11 protein-coding genes are annotated in these 17,348 nt (G+C 53.5%); 6 read left to right on the top strand and 5 right to left on the bottom strand.

The window, feature by feature from the left end; genetic code table 11:
- Nucleotides 1-30 precede the first annotated feature (30 nt).
- Together DV706_RS20640 and DV706_RS20635 are read right to left on the bottom strand one after the other, a co-directional pair.
- Complete coding sequence (locus tag DV706_RS20640) at nucleotides 31-2,994, bottom strand: AAA family ATPase (RefSeq protein ID WP_006065894.1); 2,964 nt, start codon at nucleotides 2,992-2,994, stop codon at nucleotides 31-33.
- Complete coding sequence (locus tag DV706_RS20635; RefSeq protein ID WP_006065893.1) at nucleotides 2,991-4,724, bottom strand: hypothetical protein; 1,734 nt, start codon at nucleotides 4,722-4,724, stop codon at nucleotides 2,991-2,993. The genes DV706_RS20640 and DV706_RS20635 overlap by 4 nt, the downstream gene beginning before the upstream one ends.
- A gap of 561 nt (nucleotides 4,725-5,285) precedes the next feature.
- Here DV706_RS20635 and DV706_RS20625 point away from each other — a divergent pair.
- From DV706_RS20625 to DV706_RS20610, 4 genes are all read left to right on the top strand, one after another.
- A complete protein-coding gene (locus DV706_RS20625; protein WP_006065892.1) occupies nucleotides 5,286-6,593 on the top strand; it encodes a tyrosine-type recombinase/integrase in 1,308 nt (435 codons plus the stop codon).
- A gap of 451 nt (nucleotides 6,594-7,044) precedes the next feature.
- Nucleotides 7,045-7,956, top strand: a complete 912-nt coding sequence (locus tag DV706_RS20620; RefSeq protein WP_006065891.1) for a ParA family protein — start codon at nucleotides 7,045-7,047, stop codon at nucleotides 7,954-7,956.
- A 14-nt stretch (nucleotides 7,957-7,970) separates the two neighbouring features.
- Nucleotides 7,971-8,411 carry a hypothetical protein gene (locus DV706_RS20615; protein ID WP_006065890.1) on the top strand — a complete coding sequence of 147 codons (441 nt, stop codon included), beginning with the start codon at nucleotides 7,971-7,973 and terminating at the stop codon, nucleotides 8,409-8,411.
- 468 nt (nucleotides 8,412-8,879) lie between these two features.
- Nucleotides 8,880-13,412, top strand: a complete 4,533-nt coding sequence (locus DV706_RS20610) for an NACHT domain-containing protein (RefSeq protein ID WP_240756956.1) — start codon at nucleotides 8,880-8,882, stop codon at nucleotides 13,410-13,412.
- Nucleotides 13,413-13,525: 113 nt separating this feature from the next.
- On the opposite strand, the gene DV706_RS20605 is transcribed toward DV706_RS20610, so the two are convergent.
- Nucleotides 13,526-14,434, bottom strand: coding sequence for a DUF4238 domain-containing protein (locus tag DV706_RS20605; protein WP_006065888.1), 909 nt, complete (start codon nucleotides 14,432-14,434; stop codon nucleotides 13,526-13,528).
- Nucleotides 14,435-14,552: 118 nt separating this feature from the next.
- Between DV706_RS20605 and DV706_RS20600 the strand changes: the two genes are divergently transcribed.
- Nucleotides 14,553-15,722: an ISH3 family transposase gene (locus DV706_RS20600; RefSeq protein ID WP_006065887.1), complete on the top strand. Its 1,170-nt coding sequence runs from the start codon at nucleotides 14,553-14,555 to the stop codon at nucleotides 15,720-15,722.
- A gap of 129 nt (nucleotides 15,723-15,851) precedes the next feature.
- Here DV706_RS20600 and DV706_RS20595 read toward each other — a convergent pair whose 3' ends face one another.
- Nucleotides 15,852-16,028 carry a hypothetical protein gene (locus tag DV706_RS20595; RefSeq protein WP_240756954.1) on the bottom strand — a complete coding sequence of 59 codons (177 nt, stop codon included), beginning with the start codon at nucleotides 16,026-16,028 and terminating at the stop codon, nucleotides 15,852-15,854.
- Between the two features lie 139 nt (nucleotides 16,029-16,167).
- Nucleotides 16,168-16,986, bottom strand: a complete 819-nt coding sequence (locus DV706_RS20590) for a hypothetical protein (protein ID WP_136351018.1) — start codon at nucleotides 16,984-16,986, stop codon at nucleotides 16,168-16,170.
- A 96-nt stretch (nucleotides 16,987-17,082) separates the two neighbouring features.
- Here DV706_RS20590 and DV706_RS20585 point away from each other — a divergent pair, with 96 nt between their 5' ends.
- Complete coding sequence (locus tag DV706_RS20585; protein WP_240756952.1) at nucleotides 17,083-17,238, top strand: hypothetical protein; 156 nt, start codon at nucleotides 17,083-17,085, stop codon at nucleotides 17,236-17,238.
- Nucleotides 17,239-17,348: the final 110 nt, after the last annotated feature.

The following is a 17,348-nucleotide window of genomic DNA, read 5'->3' as shown; positions in this document are numbered from 1 at the left end:
GAGGGTAACAAGGATAATCGATACCGGAGCCTATCCCTCAATGGGGGTCCGGTCAAATTTGGGCGAGTCACCAATCTTCCGCTCCAACAGGTCTGCAATGTCCTCATTTGCAGTCGCGAAGATCACTTGTCGGTCTTGCTCACCATCTCGGCGTGTTGCCAGCTCAATGAGCAAGTTGAAGAATGAAATCGTGTTAATATCGTCCAGATGTGCGAACGGCTCATCCAGCAGCATCACTGGCGGCGCATGTGCATGGGTGAGATTGTTCGTCACGAAGATTGCGAGTGCTAAGGCAGCCCGTTGGCCTGAACTCATATCAGTGATCGGCTCTGGCTTCGGGTCATCCTGCCCCCGGCGAATCACACGAACTTCGTCGTCGTCATTGAGTTGCACCTCATTGAATTGATACGGGCGTTGGAACGCCTGAAACAGCGTCGTTATTGCCGACATATGTTCCCGGACGTATGCTGTGAGATTCTCGTCACCTCCCGCTTTGTCGAAGACGGTTTGTAATCGCTCAATGCCGTCTTCATAACCTTCCTTCCTGTGTTGATGATGATCCAGATCAGTTTGCTTTTTCTCGATTTGCTCGTTGATCTGCGCGACCGACTCAACTACGACCGCATCGCTTTGGAACTCCGACTTGGCGGTGTGCAGCACTGTTCGATCAGCCGCCACACGAAACTCGTTCTGTTGGTGTTCTCCGATTGCGTGATCCTCGAGGATTTGAATGCCAGCGTCAAGCTTTATACGCCGATCTTTTAGTCGCTGAATGGCTTTCTGAACGTCATCAATCGGTCTAGCGAAGTCTTCGACGGATTTCTCCAGTGACTCCAACTTCTCTGTGGCTTTCTGATGTCTATGCCCCACTAATTCAATAGCTTCTCCACTGCTAAGATTCCAGAGTGGGTTTTGTCGGATCGCCTCACCAAACCTGATGACGTGAGCGTCGGACACGCTTGGTAGAGATTCAAAACTTGTTCGTTCAAACACTCCCCAGAAGTCTTCAGCACGACAAAAATCACCAAATTGGGTCCCGAATTTGTCAGTTACCAATTCCCAAGTGGGTCGGTCCAGAACTTCGAGTGCATTTTCAATGTGTTCGATATCCGCTTGTAACTGATCGGGGACTCCCGATTCCGAAGAAAGAAGACCCTCTGGCTGCTCTCGATTTCGAATCGACGCTTCTGTTTGCTCGACATAACAGGCTGGACAGTGTGCAACCTCGTCAGTAATATCAAGATACTCCTCGGTCTGTGAGCGGATCTCGTCTAAGAGCTCCTCACGCCTCTCCTGGAGGTCAGAAATCTCTCGAATCGCCTCTCTCTTGTCAGAGAGTCTTTCGAGCTCCTCCTTGAGAACAGCCGTTACCCGTGTTCGCCATTTTTCGAGCGACTCCTCTGACTCAGGACCTTCATCAGAGAGTGCCTTCTCTATGGCGCGGAGATCTGAAATCTCGAATTCTTCAGTTGAGAGGATGGTTGCAACGAATGTGACAGTTGGCGGTGCTTCTCCCCAGCGTGTACTATTAAGTTCTTTCTGAAGTTCCCTTAGCTGCTTCTGCCTATTTTGCCACTCTTCAATATCCTCAAGCTTGTCAATCGCTGTTTCTGTTCGGTTTCTCTCGGTGGCCAGCTCGGATGCTAACGTTTCAGGCGTCTTTGGCTCATCGCTGCTCAGGCCCGCACTCTTAAGGCTCTCGTCAAGTCTAGCAACTCGTTCACCCCAGGTTGTCCAGGTATCGACCCACTCTTCGTTGGAGTCCCCACTTCCTTCGTCGTCATGGCGGCGCGACGGAGGATTCGGAATGAGTTCTCTCATCCCTGGCGATAGTTCTTCGCGAGCTGTCCGCGCAGTAGAAAACAAGTTCTCTGCTCGATCAGCCTTATTCTCCAGTTCTCTGATTTCGGCAGTCAATTCCGCAATCCGCTTTTCTTCCTGTTCAATCCGGCTACCGGCTTCTTTTACCAACTCTCTTTTTTCACTACGGGCCTTCGACAACTGCTCACCGTACAACGAACGCCGGATTGTTTGTTCAATATCCAGGTCCGTATCGAGTTCTGCGAGTCGCGTAGTCGACCCTGCCTCGTGGTAATTCACATGATAGAACTCGGTGTGACGTGTTGCCTTACCCTCTGGTCGAAAGCCGTACCAAGCGCTGATCCGATCAGCCACGTCGGACGTGTCATTCGAAAGCCGGACCGGTCCGTCTCCGTTGCCTGTGAGGGTCACATTCAAGTCACGATATTTCCAGCTCCGCTGAGTAGTCTCACCTCGGACTTGCCCAACCATTCCAAGCGTGGCCGCATCAAGAAGACTAGTCTTGCCACTCCCATTCCGTCCGTAGAGAAGTGTGAACGGCTTTGCATCCAGCGTTCTCTTGCTAGCTGGCCGGCGGAAGTCTGGCCCCAATTCTACTGAGTCAATGATTCCCCCAGGTCCCTTCGGCAAATTCGGTTTCGTGGGTCCAGCCTCCAAATCACTTCCTTTGCGTAGTTTTTCAAGCCGCTCATCCCGGTTGGTTGAGTCGGTCTCAAAGAGAAGCCCCAGATCTGCTTCGAGAATCTCCTGGATAAGTTCCCCCCGGTTGAACTCGACTTCCATCGATTCGAGATCTCGAATGACTGTTTGGAGCGGTTGCAGAAACGCATCCAACGAGTCGATAGCGACAAAACGTCGTATCGCAAATCGCGTATTAGACTCGAACGTTGTACGCCTTGATTCGTCTATATCCATCTCTTCGGGATATGCCCAGAAGAGCTGGATATTCCACTGGTTCGGAATTTCATTATCATAGAACAGAACCTCGAGCTGACGGTTGTCTTCCGTTTCGAGCTCGTCCAAGTCATCATCTGGTTGTATAAACCGAACAAGGATCGTCTCGTCATCGTACCCTCTTCGAGGATGTGTGATTTTGTAAAGTTCGTCCGAACCCTCTACCTGTTCTACGTGTTCTTCATCGTATAGCCGTTCAAGGCGATTGTATCCGTTCATAGCGTGATCTCCTCCAATCCATCGGTTGCATCGACTCGCTCTGGATTACGAACCATATTAGAGACGTCCTCATATCCGGCCAATGTCTTGACTTTACTGGAACTGAAATTAGAAGTCAGCGCAACTGGTTTGAAGTTGACTCCGTCTACTCGCAACCACTCTACGAACCAGCGAGCTCGGTCGATCTCACTGTTAGGTGTTGAGTTGGGAAGCGTCGTCAAACAGATGGGAACCTGTTCAACCCGATATTCTGCGTTGACCGGAACGTCGGTTCGGTCGAAGGCGTTCTTGAGGACAATATCGGCTTCATCCTCTGCAAATGAGAGTGCTTCCATTAGCCGTTCGGCAATTGTTTCAGGCGCATCTCTCGTGCTCGGCGTTATCTCACCGGCACCACGTCGGCGTGGGTGATTCTCCAGGAGATGTCCTAATTCTTCAGACATCTCGCCGTTGAGGGATTCAACAGATTCCCAAGAAACTTTCTGGTTGGTGGGAAATTGTTCTGGGAGACTGCCCGCTTCGATTTCTGCGCGAAGGAGTGCGGTCAACAGCTCTCGGTTGAGTGGGGTCGTGTTAAGCTGCTCTCGCCACTCTTTGCAGGGATCCGGTTCAGGCGCCGGATAGACCGGATTTTTGTGTTGGTACTCATCTGTAGCTGTATCGAAGACAGCTGTCGTTGAGACTTTGAGATCAGCCATCATCGCCGACCCACTGGGCGTTCCGTGGTTTGTTTTTCGTCGGAATATGACTGTACTTACGATGTCATCCGGGATGAGGCAGAGATACTCACACCCGATGTCCGGCTGAGTCGCTACCAACCCTCCTCGCTCGTATGAGTCGTTGTACTCTGACTCTAGCGTAGTTGAATCATCTGTTGTAGTGTAGATCCCGGAATAGCCAAAGGGGCCGATCGGTGGCACACTCCCCCAGTTTGCGACGATACACGACACCTGAGCTTCCGTCTCAAAGAGTTCCTTTCGATAGTTGACCCACGATTTGTTGAATGGATCGGGGTTGCATTGGACATGGACAGAATACGAGGGACCGTCTTGGCAGAATGTAAGAACCTCATTTTTGAGTTCCCTCTGCATTACATCAGAGCATGTCCACGGAACAACGGCAGCACCGCGCAAAAAGCGGAAGCCCCAGATCTTTGTGCCCTCACAGAGCCTCTTTAGCTCGACATCATTCGCACGGCTGCTCATGTGCTTGTTCTTAAATTGGACAAATAACGCGTCTTTGCCCTCACCACGCCTTGCATTCGCAGCTATTGGAATGATTGTCGGTGTGACGAATTCTCCCGGTTCGTCTGGCACGGCGGGGCTCCCATCAGTTTCACCTTCCGCCGAATAGCAGTCGTACTCCTCATTCAATTCGGCGAGCCGGGTCTCCATTTCGTCTACTTGAACGGGGGCGCACCCAAGGACAAATAGTGGACCCGTATCCGCAAAGAGGAAGTCATCATGATCCTCAATCCAATCGATATTGTAGGCCCACTCCGGCGCTGCTGCGAGGTGGGCATCCTCTTCGGACGCCCGCTGGAGGAACGATTCGGCCTTCGAGTGCATACCGACTGGTTTCGGAAAGACAGTGATGTCTTCCACCCTGCCGCGTGGTTGCCAAATCGTAACGATGTTTTGCGAGTCGTCCTCTGCAAATACCTCATACCGCTCAGTATCAAATTCAGTGAGAATTCTTCCAGCCTCACGAATTCGGTCGGATTCAGACATTGGTAATAGGTGAGTTATGATATCCTATGTCATGTTGTGCTGATATAATTTCCCAATTCGGCGCTAAATGCTTACCAAACAATTGGCATCAGCTTGGTTGGGCGAGCTCCTACAGTACGTCTTTAACTCATTCACGGGATATATACCGACGCTACGAAAGTTTCTGCGAGGAATCGAAGAATCTTCCGTCCATTCGTGTTGGCGCCCAAAACATCCGACGGCTGGGGATTTTCGAAGACGACGGGCATATCTAACACTATGAATCTATCTGGAATAGTACTCCGAGACAATACTGTTGCTTCAAGGAAAACAGATTTGTTGCTGATTAAGTATAGCGTTATAGAGTTTATTCCCAACAGGCATATTCACATAAGATCTGGTGTGGGTTTAGCAGACTGAATTGGTCTGCCCAACCCACAAACTGATAAGGAATCCGATTGAAACGCTGAACGACTCGAATATGCCACTCTTAGAATCGCGATACTGGGCCGTGACTAGGCTTTTAACCGAATTCTGCACCGATCAAATTTCAGACGATCAAGTCCCCCAGAGATCGCTACAATGAGTCGAACGGATGCCGAGCAGGAGGGCAAGACCGACGCTGAGCGGGTGCCATCATTCGATGGTGTCCGATGGACCTCGTGCTCGCTCGAGGACTTCACGGACCTGTACTGGGACGAGATTGCCCCCTGTCTCGAAGCAGAGGGTATCGATCCGAGAGACGAGAAGCCGACCCACCAGTGGTTTCGGGATCACGATGCGCGGTCATTCCTCGCGGCTCTCCGTCGCCATCACGACCGCCCATTCGGGGAGTTCTGGAACGAGGACCTCGAGCTCGGTGGTGATGAAGAGGGCTACACATGGGCAACAACGGATGATGCAACAATCGACGCCCTTGAACAGTTCCTCAACCGGCGGAAATCACGATACAGCCTTGCGACATCATCCGTCGACGCGCTCCGAACGCGACTGAATATCTACGTCCGTGCTTATCGAGAGGCAAACGGGACAGATGACCTCCTTACACCGATTCAACGAGATCAAGAGAATCCAGACTACGAAGCCGTTGACGCGTGCTATGCAGCATTCGACTGGTTGAATGAGGGAACTAAACGCGAATACAGCGCCCAGACCCTCCAGCGTGTGCGGCGCGTCGTCGACGCCTGGTATCAGCATCTGGTCGGTCGACGGGTCGCCTCGATGAACCCTGCGAGCGGCCTCTACGACGAATTCAAGTGGGAAGTCGAAGATTCACCCACACCTTCGCTTTCAGCGAATCAGATTCGGAAACTGATGCAGGCGTCGGAGACAACGCGAGAACAGCTGCTCGTGGTGGCGTTAGCTGGCTGGGGACTTCGAGCGAGTGAGGTCGCCGCACTCCATGTATCGCAGTTCCACCGTGACGTTCCCGAAGACGACATCCGCTTCATCACGTTCGAGAGCCGCAAGAACGGGCCCGGTGAGGTGTCTCTCCTGTACGGAATGGACGTGCTCGACTCCCGAATCGACGAGCTAGCGGAAGACGATACGTGGACTGGATACTTGTTTCCCTCCCCTCAGGGAGAAACGCCGTACGTGACCCGAGATACAATCCGGAATTGGTTCCAAAATCTTGCATTGGAAGCAGATCTCCCCGAGCGGATCGAGGGTGAACGACCAAGTCCACAGCTCTGTCGTCGATTCTGGTATGATACCTATACAGCAGTCCTCGAAGGCGTTCTCGAAGGTGTCGACGAAATCGCTGCAGAGCAAGGTAGTAGCGATCCTCAGGTAGTGATGCAAAATTACCTGTCTGACTCGCGTTCTCGTCGAGTCCGACGAGAGTTCATGCGAGACCAACTCAACGCAGCCTTCGGAGAGAGAACGTAACATCAACCCATCTGTCGAGCCATTCCAAATGTCTGTCCTCGGTTGATGACTGAATCAATGAGTTACAAAGTCAAGATTCAATGAAGTATTGACTTCTGGAAGTTAAGAATCAAAGAGTCCATGATTCATTGAGTTACTTGGTGTTATGGAGAGCGAAGAGTCGCTGACTCATAGATTCATTGAGTCATTGAATCAGTGAGTGTTTGAAGTATTGAATTGAGGACTCAGGAACACGAGACCCGCATCACGGAGTTATTGAATCAATGAATCAGTGAAGTACTGATATCGTGAATCATTGAATCACAGACTCAATGATTCAAAGACAGCACCCAAAAAGAGACGGTTACACATCTCAGCCCCTCAAGCACCGATATCCGACAGAGTCGCATTGAGAGAGACACAACTGAGTGTCTGACATGGATTTATGAGTCATTGATTCAATGATCGAACTATGACTGAATCACCTCGTGGATGGGGCGTCACACCATCGACTGGCATCCCTACGATCGCCTTCGGCAACCAAAAAGGCGGGACGGGAAAGACAACCGCGACGATCAACAGTGCCGCGGCACTGGCCACTCGCAACCACGATGTTCTTGCAATCGATATGGACCCACAAGCCGACATGACGAAAGGGCTTGGACTGGGTCCGGGCGACGACAATGATCCATCAAGCCCGAAGAACGACCTCCCCAACACACTAGTCACCGATGACGAGAACCTACTCGACGTGCTCGTCGACAATCCGCGCACGCACGAGACTAGTCTTTCAGAGATCGTGATCGAAGCCGACGAGTACGACCATCTGAACTTCGACCTGATTCCCAGTCACAAGGACATGGGCCTTGCTCGAGATTGGATGGACGATGCGAATGCTCGTCTCTCGCTGAAACTCGCCCTCGAAGAGATGGTTGACGACGGATACAACTACGATTTTATCGTAGTCGATTGCCCTCCCGACCTCTCAGTCCTGACGGACGCGGCCTTCATCGCGGCTCAGAACGTCTTCCTGGCTGCACAGACCCAAGCAACATCACGGGATGCACTTGACGACCTGTGGGACCAGCTGGAGTCCATCGAGGACAACCAGCAGATCGAGATCGCAATCGTTGGACTCCTGGCGAACATGTACCGGGACGACGGTCAGTCACAAAAATTCCTCAACGCATTCGACGAGTCCTTCGCGTCGATGGCGCCGATTTTCAAACTCCCGATGCGGGTGGCGATCCAGCGTGCGTGGGACAACGGACGGGATATTTTCGAATGGGAGGACGCGAACGACCAGCAAGTAGAGCGCGATATCTTCCTCGAGGTTGCAGAAACGATGGAACGGGCGTTCGACAAAACGCAGGTGGAGGTGTAAGTATGCCTCGAGGAATGGATGAGCGATTCGAGGATCCTTCAGACGAAGGGGAAGAGGAGGACGCGGTCACAGACGAGGAGACCACAGAGACGTCGGAGAAATCGGAAGAACAGGGTCGTAAAACTGCGGCAGCGACCGAGGATCGATCAGATCAGCAGAGAACCGCATCCACGACCGATACTGATTCGTCGACCAGTGAGGCAGGAGAGACAGATGACGAACCGCTGAACATCCGCGAAGATTGGGATTCAGCCACGATATACGTTGAACCGGAGCAAAGCGAGGACATCGAGATCACGTTCACTCGCCTGAAAAAGCAGCTCAAACGCGAGGACATCACGCTGGAGAAAAACAAGCACTTCTACCGCGGTGTTTTCGAGGTAGCGTTCGGCGAGCACCAGGAGGAAACGAAGGAGAAGATTCGCGAACTCGCCAAGGAAGACGTCGATCAGTGAATCACTGATTCACAGAATCCTTCATGTGGTCAAAGAACGTCTTGCCGTGGGGCAGTTCGCCGTCCTCGGGGCAGGCATAGATATCGAAGACATCGCCGCCACCGTAGACACTCGAGTTCGTCAGCCCACAGTGGGCGATTACTTCGAGGTCTTTGGTTAGTGAAAATAGATTTCGGTCCTTCAGTTCGAAGCCATGGGAACAGCGTCCGTTCCACTCTACGGACCCTGATATCTACGAGTTTCACACGTCGGTAAACTGGGTGGCGGTCCTCGAACACTCTGAGGTCGTCACTGCAGAAGCCGACTATCCGACGGAACAGTAACAGCTTCGGCGTGACTAGATTCACGAGAGGGCTGAGTCTTGCCTGCCCACCCTTCATTTTCACTCTCTACTGCGAAATGTAGAAGCTGTGTGGTCATTCCTGGCTTCAGTATCATTTTATAGTTCACGTTGTTAGTTGTGGGTCAATGAGAAGTTCTCCGCCGATTCGTGGTGTGCGGTTTTACACGACGTTTGGCGGGGAAACGGACTTTTTCTCCAGCGTGTTGATCCCGACGTGTGTGATCATTGCAGGGGTCGTGCTTGCCATTATTCAGTTTCTGCCGACGGATATCGCGTTCCACGAGGCAAATATACTGAGGATATCCGCAGTCGGTGTCGTTGCGGGGATCGTGATACTTGCGTATCTTATCGGGACTGCCGGGAAGTATACGGATCAGGCGGTGTTCCACAGTTACTGGGGCGTAGTACTGTCGCTCGTGCTGTATCTGCTGATCAGTGTGGTCGCGGTGGTCGTCAGTTTTGGGATTGCGGAGTTCGTGACCGCTCAGACGCTTCTGACGTCGCTTGACTGGCCCACCGTCCTGCACGGACTGGCTGAAGGACACATCGTCATGCTCGGGGCCGTTATCGCGACGCTGTCGTCGATCGTGTTAGCGGCCGAGAACCGGCGGCGACTCGCTCAACAGTATCACGGTGTGGCGGAGGTGAAACACCTCTTTGAGGAGGAAACGGAGCAGTCACTGGCCCATATCGAGAATGAGATATCGGGGGTGGGTCATATTGAGCGGACGGAAACCAACCGCCTCCGGGAGGCGGTCAGGCAGACAGATCATGCGATGCTTCTCGGGGATGGCGGAGTGGGAAAAAGCGGGATCCTCAAGACGATCGCGGACGACTGTGAGAAACCGGTCCTGTTCCTGGATCTGACCCGGTATCCGGGGATCCAGACCAAATCCGATCTGGCGGAGAAGATCGGTGTCAACGGGAATATCGACCATGCGATCACGCAGGTCGGTCTCGATGCAGGACTGGTGGTGTTCATCGATCAACTAGACGATATTGGTGGGACGGAGGTGCAGGTCGTCACCGACTTCGTGTTTGACACCATCGAGCTCGATGGGATTTCGGTCATCTTTGCCTGTCGAGAACATGATTTGGAAACTCATCCGGAGTACGCGTCTCTGCGTAACCCATCGGAGTTCACGGTCCGCTCCACCGTCCAGCGGTTGAACCCGGCGATAGCGAAACGGCAGGTCGAAGCGCTGACAGGTACTGAGCCGTCGGAGGATTTGGTCGAAGTGGGACGGAATCTCCAGTACCTCGATGTGATCGCGGAGTTGACGGACGATGGCGTTGATCTGACGAACATTTCGGGGAAGGCCGCGGTCTGGGAAAAGTATCGGAAGAGCCTTGAAGAGGAATATCAGCCGGGCGATGATGACCGACGTGGTGGTCGGGTGCTCCAGCGTGCCGTTGACTATGCCGTGAAGGCGACCGAGGACGACTCGAATATCTTCTCGGTGCCGCCCGACCAGGACTGGGCGGACAACCAGCTCCTGAATCGTGGTGTGATCATCGCGTCTAGTACGGAGCGCGGGAACAGGCGGCACCGGTTCCGGCATCCTGATTTTCAGACATACCTGTACGCGTGGGACGCCGTACAGGACGGGGAGGGCCTGAAGGCGGTGACTGACCGGCTGGATGATCGTCTGGGCAAGGACGTGTTCCGGTGGATGCTGTTGCTGTATATCCAGAGTGATACGGCACTTAAGGATCAGTTCCCGGACCTGAGTCAGGCGCCGATGACCGGGGATGCGACCCGGTCGTTCCTGGAAGAACTGCTCGATGCAGATGATGGACTGGGGTATTATGCGACGACCGCGATCCTTGACGAGATCAAGACTTGGAATGCCAGGACCAATCCGGAGCTCGCGGACACGGTACTCGCAAAGCTCGAGGGACGCGAGGAACTCTACCGGTATTTCTTCGGGCCTGATACAGATCCGTCGTGGGCGTATACCCTGCTTGACCGCGGCTCATTCGATGATCCGGGTCCCGTGGCGATCGGGTTCCTTGGTGACATCGCCCCGGAACATCCGGAAACGGTCAGTGAGCTTGTGGCTGCCGTCGAAACCCAGGATATGGCGTTACAGGGGCTTCTCATCTCCGTAATCCGCGAGCTTCCGGTCGACGACGCAGCGTCTCATACGGATCTGGTGGTGGATCTGTTTGCCGAGTCGCAGCTGGAACGCGATAGGGTCAGTTTCAGGACCGTCCAGTTGCTGGGAGATCTTATCAAGAAGGGGCGACCGGATGCCGGTCTGGATCTTCTCGCGGTCGTTACCGAGCCGCACCGGCCGGACGATGGCAGGAAGCCCGTTGCCAAGGTCGAACTTCATACACTGAGTAACTTACTCGAGGATACGCTGGAAACGCTGATCGACGAGCATCCCGTTCGGTGTATCAATGTGCTGGAGGCGAATCTGCGTGATACCGTGCGTATGGAAGCTGACTTGAGGGAATGGGAAGTGGATACTGTTGTCGGATATTCTCAGTCTCCGATCGGCAGCTCTGATTTCGACCGGCCGGGACACCATCATCTACGTGGGTTGTTAACCGGATCGTTGCGGGAGGCGTCAGAGATCTGGCTTGATGGTGCATCGGCCGATATGCGCCGTGAAACGATCGAGGCATATCTCACGAGTATCGCTCTCTTCCGGCGGCTGGGGTTCCATTTCCTGAACCGGTATGCGGATAGCTGTCCGGACCTGGTGCGCCGAGAGTTACAGGATCAGACGAACTACCGGGAGTACCGGACCCAGCAGGACTTTCTCAAACTTCTTCGGGACCGGTTCGCTGATCTGTCCGCCTCGGACCGCGAACAGGTTGTCCAGGTTATCTGTTCGGTCCCTGTTGAAGACGATCTGGAAAAACTTGCCGAGCAGCGAAGCGAACAGTACGAAGACTATACCGCCGAGGAGATCTTTGAACAGCGTCAGGATCACTGGCTCCGTGAACGGTTGTGGTTGATCCGGTCGGATCTACCGCAGGTGGGTGAACAGGTCCTGACCGGTCTTCTGGATAAGTATGACGATGAACCCGGTGATTTGCTCTCCTCGGGCCGTGCGCGGATGGGGGCCATCTCGCAGGAGGCTCCAAGGCCGACCGACGAACTGCGGACGATGGCACCCGGGGAGTTACTCCGGTTCTGCATCGAGTGGGAGCCTGATACCGATCAGGGCTGGGAAGAAGCCGATGATGGCGGATTCCGGGAGGTGAGTCGTCGGGGACTGGCCGAGGCGGCTGTGGAGGTGATGCTTGAAGATCCGTCCCGGTACGAGGAGCAGATCCCGAGGCTTCGACAGGCTAATTCGGTCTACGCGGCCGAACTGCTGAACCAGGTGCGCAAGACCCTGGATGACGATCCCGAGTCGTTGCGCGACGGCTTCCCGTGGGGACCGGTGTTCGAGCTCTGCGATGTGATCGCGGCGAACCCAAGCGACTGGGATGATTCGGCACGGATCGCGGCAGCCCGTCTGCTCAAAGCAGGGGTGACGACGGATGCCTACCGGTATCTACTGGAGTACGGGGAGCTGAAGGCGCTGCTCGTCGCATTTCTCGATGATCCGGACCCGTCACCGGAACGAGATCGGCCACCGGAGGGGTATGCTGGGCACAACAACCCATTCCAGGTCGCGCTCAATGCAGTGCGGCCGCTCGCACTTGATGGTCTGATCATTTACGCCGTTCGCACCGCCACCCAGCGGAAGTTCGACGGGTACGCGGAGGAGGAGGGGGAGTCAGGAATCAATCAGGATATCCGGGAGCAGTTGATATCGATGCTCGACGACACGTCATTGGCTGTGAGGGCGGTATACGGCCACAGGCTACAGAAAATCTGGTGGCTGGACCATGACTTCGTCCACGAACATCTTGAAACACTGTTCCCACGGCAACAGAACACCGAGAGCCGGAATCGGTTCTCCGCTGCCTGGGATGCCTATGTTTCGTTCAACACATTCCATGTTAACCTGTATCCTGTGCTGCGCCCGTACTATTTCCACAGTATTGATCTCGTTGCCGAAGACGCCACCACGGACATCAACCAAGCGCCCGAAGGTCTTGCGTACAACATCCTCTTGGCGTACATCCATGGCTACGAAGAGTTGGATGACAGGAACAGCCTCGTCACCTATCTTTATGACCGGGATGCTCCTGACTTCGCCAGGCAGATGGCGTGGGGGCTATGGCGGTCAGGAAAAGACAACGACGAGGTCCGGCAGAAATGGGACAGGGTAGAAGCACTCTGGAAGATGCGACTCGAGCAGATCGACGATGTTGAGGCACACATCAGCGAGATACAGTGGTTCGTCGAATGGCTGACGCTCATCCAAGAGCAGGTCGCATTTGAGGACATCTTCAAGTTGATCGGCCGTTCACTGCCTTTCATCGCGAAACAGCGGCGCATGTGGGAAACGCTCGAAAGCTATCTGGCGACGCAGGCATCCGATCATCCGGAGACCGTTATCACTCTTTATCGGGAGCTGATGGACCAGGGAGCCAGCCCCTATCCTGTTCGTTTCAGTGAGGAGACTGCAACTGTCCTCAAGCCAGCCCTCGACGAACCCGATGTTCGCGGATACGCGCTCGATATCGCGGAACAGTTCGCCAAACACGGTGATGACGATGCGCGAGCTTTTCTCGAAAACAACACCTGAACCGGTGAAACGCGTGTGTAGGGGCTGGGACAGACCGGGTATGTGACGGTACGGGAAGTACTAACTCGAATCCAAGCGATAATCAGCTACTTCGTTGGAATCGGGCGAGAATTCTAACTGTCCTGATCTGACCGAAGAACCCTATCACACCCGTCTAAATCCAGCAAGTCGCAGAGAAACCTGATTGCGTAAATCACGGACACATCGGAGAAAACAGCTTCTTGAAAAATGGAGTGCACCAGTCGGGTATGCTCCTCAACACGGCAAGAACCTCTCTGGGTTTCAAAACCGGTTTCCGAGTACACAGTACAACTTGGAAGGTCGGGTGAAATACCGGGCGCCTGCTGGTGCGGGGCGTACTCTGTTTCAAAACTAAGATCCTTCTCTGTCTCCAACTCTTCCGTCCGCTTATCTCTCCGCCGAGCCTCTCCCATCCGATCCAACAGACCTGAGACGTACTCTTCGCTGCAACTGTTGAACATAATGATACTGTCAGCGTTATGGAACTGTAATAAATTTACCTCATTCACCACCTCGGTTTCCTCAAGTACGACTTGTTGTTTCGAATTACAGTCAAAACGATAGACCGCCGGATCATACAGCAATAGAACACGGTGCGGTCCAATAGGACAGAAAATCTGCAAACCACGGTTCGCTAACCCTATCGTTCCCGGTCCCCAAACCTGTTTAAATCGGATATTGTCGTGGATCACGGGAGCGTCAGAAACTACGAATTCCCTGCTGGTTGTGTTCCGAAGCATCACAGCTGAAAGATCTGATAAGCCGATAAAACCGAAAATCCCTCTGACTAGGTGCTGATGATGGATTCCCAGGAGATTACCGTCTACCAGTTGCTCTTTCTTCTCCTCGTCAGTTAGATCATCTGTCCATGTGATCTTGTCCTCGTACCTGCCGTGTTCCAGGTCGTCTTCCACTCCTTCTTTGAGAAATTCCTCCCCGGCCTCGATATCGGACTTCACGGACTTGGTTCGGAGGCGCTGAGTGGTAACAAAGGAGTACAACAATTTGAGGTACGTATCCGATAAATCAGTGAGAGAACTGGTTTCTCGGAGTTCCTTGATAGGCCAAGAATCAGTACTTCACAAAGCTTGCAAGTTGAAAGAGTCCGCTTGCTGAGTTGTGTCCAAGCAAGCAAAGCAAGCGGACGGTTCAATCCACGAAGACCAGCTCCTTAACTTCCTCGTCAACACGATCGACGAGGAAGTCGATCTCGACCTCGCTCCTAACGCCGAAACAACGTCTGAAGATATTCACGAGGTCCTCGTCGGCGCTTGCGCCGACGGGACCTCAGTCTCGACACTTTGCGAGAAGAGCGAAGACTCGCCTCACCAGAATACGGTTCTGTACCACCTCCGAAAGAAGTTCGACGTAGAATCGGTCGAACGGATCGGTAACACGCTGCTTCAGAAGGATGTCCTCGATGTGCTTCCCGAGCAGGTGGAGGTCGTGGCTGACCTCCACCTGCGGCCCTACTACGGTGACGAAGACGAGACAGACGGCCTCTATCATTCGGAAGCAAAGCGTGGAACCACCGCATTCCACGCCTATGCCACACTCTACGCGCGTGTGAAGAACAAGCGATTTACGCTGGCAGTGCGCCGTCTCGAAGACGGCGACACTGCCAGCAGCGTCCTTGCAGTGTTTCTCGGTGTGCTTGACGGCCTTGACTTCAGTGTCAAGGCCGTCTATCTTGACCGCGAATTCTACGATAGCAAGTGTCTCACGTTACTTCAGGCGCACAACCACGCGTACGTGATGCCGATCGTCCGCTGGGGAAAGACGATCAAGCAGGAACTCTCCGAAGGCTGGAGTCGCGTCATCCAGCACGATCTGACGGCGAAACTCGACGGTCACAGCTGGACCGTCGAGTTTCCCGTCTATATCGACTGTACCTACCAGAACGGACGATACGACGAACATGGAGTGGCGCGTCACGGCTACGCCGCTGACGCGCCGTTCATTGAGACGCCACGAGACGCTCGATACCACTACGCGAAACGCTTCGGTATCGAGGCCAGCTACCGACTCTCTGAACAGAGTATTGCGACAACGTCGACACAAAATCCGGTGGTTCGGCTATTGTACGTCGTGGTGAGTCTGCTGTTGCAGAACGTCTGGCGGTATCTACACTGGGAATTTGTGGCGACGCCCCGCCGTGGCGGGCGTCGCCTCTGGTCCTGGTCGTTCAAGGAATTCATCAACATGATTCGACGAGCAGCGTGGACGGCCCTCGCAGTGCGTCGGGCCGTCCCCGCAAATCGGCCACCGGACGATCGGTTCCACCGCTAACCACCGACCGAGTAAGCCTCACCGCGAGTGGCAACGCCGTCGCGTCGGCGGCTGATCGCCGCCGACAGCGACAGCTTCTCGTTGATCATCAAGGAAAACCAACCCGATCACTGTGACTGACGACAGAAATCAGACTTCAGACCGGCTCAGCTGAAGATGCCTTGTGAGGTACTGAGAATGGTAGCCTTCCAGATTTGCAAGTTCTCCTTCAACGACTGGGTTGCCGTAGAAGTAGTTCCGGGCACATACCTCGGTCAAATGCTGATTGAACACATCACCCGATTCTAAAACAAGGGTGTCTACCATTTCGTCGGTAGCCCAGGCATCCAGATAGAATTGGGGTACGTAGTGTTGGTTCTTCCGCTCCGGCATCGAACTTCTTATCCAGGGATTATTCCTTACCGGTATAAACCTGCGCACAACGTGTTTCTGTAGCGGTTCAGGATTACTCTGGTGCTTGGATTGCTAACTCGTTGATCATGGTGCGGATCTGCCGCCTTTTGAACTTGAACTGCTGCTGAATACAGATTAAGCTGAAAATGGACAGCAATACTATGACCGACCCAGCTACGAAGGGGTCCGGGAGCTGGTTCTGTAGATACAATCTTGCCACTACAGTTATTACGTAAAGCACTACCCCTGCGAACAGGATTACCCACATATTGCGGAAGAAGGTAGATAGGATACCATATTTCCAAGACAGGTTCTGACCACGGTACGTCATAGAGTCCGCCAAATACTGAGCATACCGCAGATCATGAATCTCCCCGATTGAACCGGTATCGAATGCATCAGGGTCACTTGGATCCTCATCGAATTCTAATTCTTCCCAACTCTCATCGCCTTCATTGATCTGGTTCCAAGCTTTCCTTGCTGTCTGGACTTCAAGCGATTCGGAATCCTCCTTTTCAAGTAACTTTGCTAATCTGTTTGAGAACTCCCGGTCAAAAGCTTCAATTTGATCTCCTCTCCAATTGTAGAATTTTACAATGCCGTTTTCAAGCCGATCTAATGAGGATATTCCGTGTATTATTCGGCCTGCGATGTAGCCAAAGGTTAGAAGCACGATTGCTGGTAAAGCAACTCCGTAGTTGTCTACCAGTTCAGGAAGGCGGTCGGGTAGTAGTATCCAGGTGAACAGAAGAAGCGCGGCTACTCCTGGTATCAGATCTACTATAAGATCGTAGAGTGTGAGCTTGGATGTCGTCATTTTCCATCCATAATTCAACCCTATGTTCCGCCCACCCGAAAAGTCTGTTCGCATCAGAACCTAAGAGAAACAAACTCGCTCAGTTTAGATCTGCTCCAACTCTGGGCGGCTGGTTCCAGCTCTACGGCCTTGGACACGCCAGTTGAAGACATGAGTAGCAACCAGTTCCGCGACTGGCTGGCCGCTATTGGCCTTTCTCGTACTCTACGGATGTACGACGAATCTCTCCACACGGGGTTCGAGGACGACTTCAACGAGCGACTCCAGAAGCTCCTCGAGATTGCCGGGGAGGAACTCGATAGTTAGGGGTGTGCCCAGCGAGAATCCTCGCCTATGCACGCACTTGTATCGGGGGGTAACGTACAGCAGACGTCCTGAATCGAACACTCTAACGCCGTACGTACATGCTCCACCCT

The organism is Natronorubrum bangense, from assembly GCF_004799645.1.
In the GTDB taxonomy this organism is placed as follows: domain Archaea; phylum Halobacteriota; class Halobacteria; order Halobacteriales; family Natrialbaceae; genus Natronorubrum; species Natronorubrum bangense.
Note: the sequence above shows the minus strand (reverse complement) of the source record. Positions and strands in the feature narration are given on the sequence as shown.

What these genes read in the sequence shown, in the direction of transcription:
- DV706_RS20640 (WP_006065894.1), bottom strand. Translation starts at nt 2,994, where the DNA reads ATGAACGGATACAATCGCCTTGAACGGCTATACGATGAAGAACACGTA.
- DV706_RS20635 (WP_006065893.1), bottom strand. Translation starts at nt 4,724, where the DNA reads ATGTCTGAATCCGACCGAATTCGTGAGGCTGGAAGAATTCTCACTGAA.
- DV706_RS20625 (WP_006065892.1), top strand. Translation starts at nt 5,286, where the DNA reads ATGAGTCGAACGGATGCCGAGCAGGAGGGCAAGACCGACGCTGAGCGG.
- DV706_RS20620 (WP_006065891.1), top strand. Translation starts at nt 7,045, where the DNA reads ATGACTGAATCACCTCGTGGATGGGGCGTCACACCATCGACTGGCATC.
- DV706_RS20615 (WP_006065890.1), top strand. Translation starts at nt 7,971, where the DNA reads ATGGATGAGCGATTCGAGGATCCTTCAGACGAAGGGGAAGAGGAGGAC.
- DV706_RS20610 (WP_240756956.1), top strand. Translation starts at nt 8,880, where the DNA reads ATGAGAAGTTCTCCGCCGATTCGTGGTGTGCGGTTTTACACGACGTTT.
- DV706_RS20595 (WP_240756954.1), bottom strand. Translation starts at nt 16,028, where the DNA reads ATGGTAGACACCCTTGTTTTAGAATCGGGTGATGTGTTCAATCAGCAT.
- DV706_RS20590 (WP_136351018.1), bottom strand. Translation starts at nt 16,986, where the DNA reads ATGCGAACAGACTTTTCGGGTGGGCGGAACATAGGGTTGAATTATGGA.
- DV706_RS20585 (WP_240756952.1), top strand. Translation starts at nt 17,083, where the DNA reads ATGAGTAGCAACCAGTTCCGCGACTGGCTGGCCGCTATTGGCCTTTCT.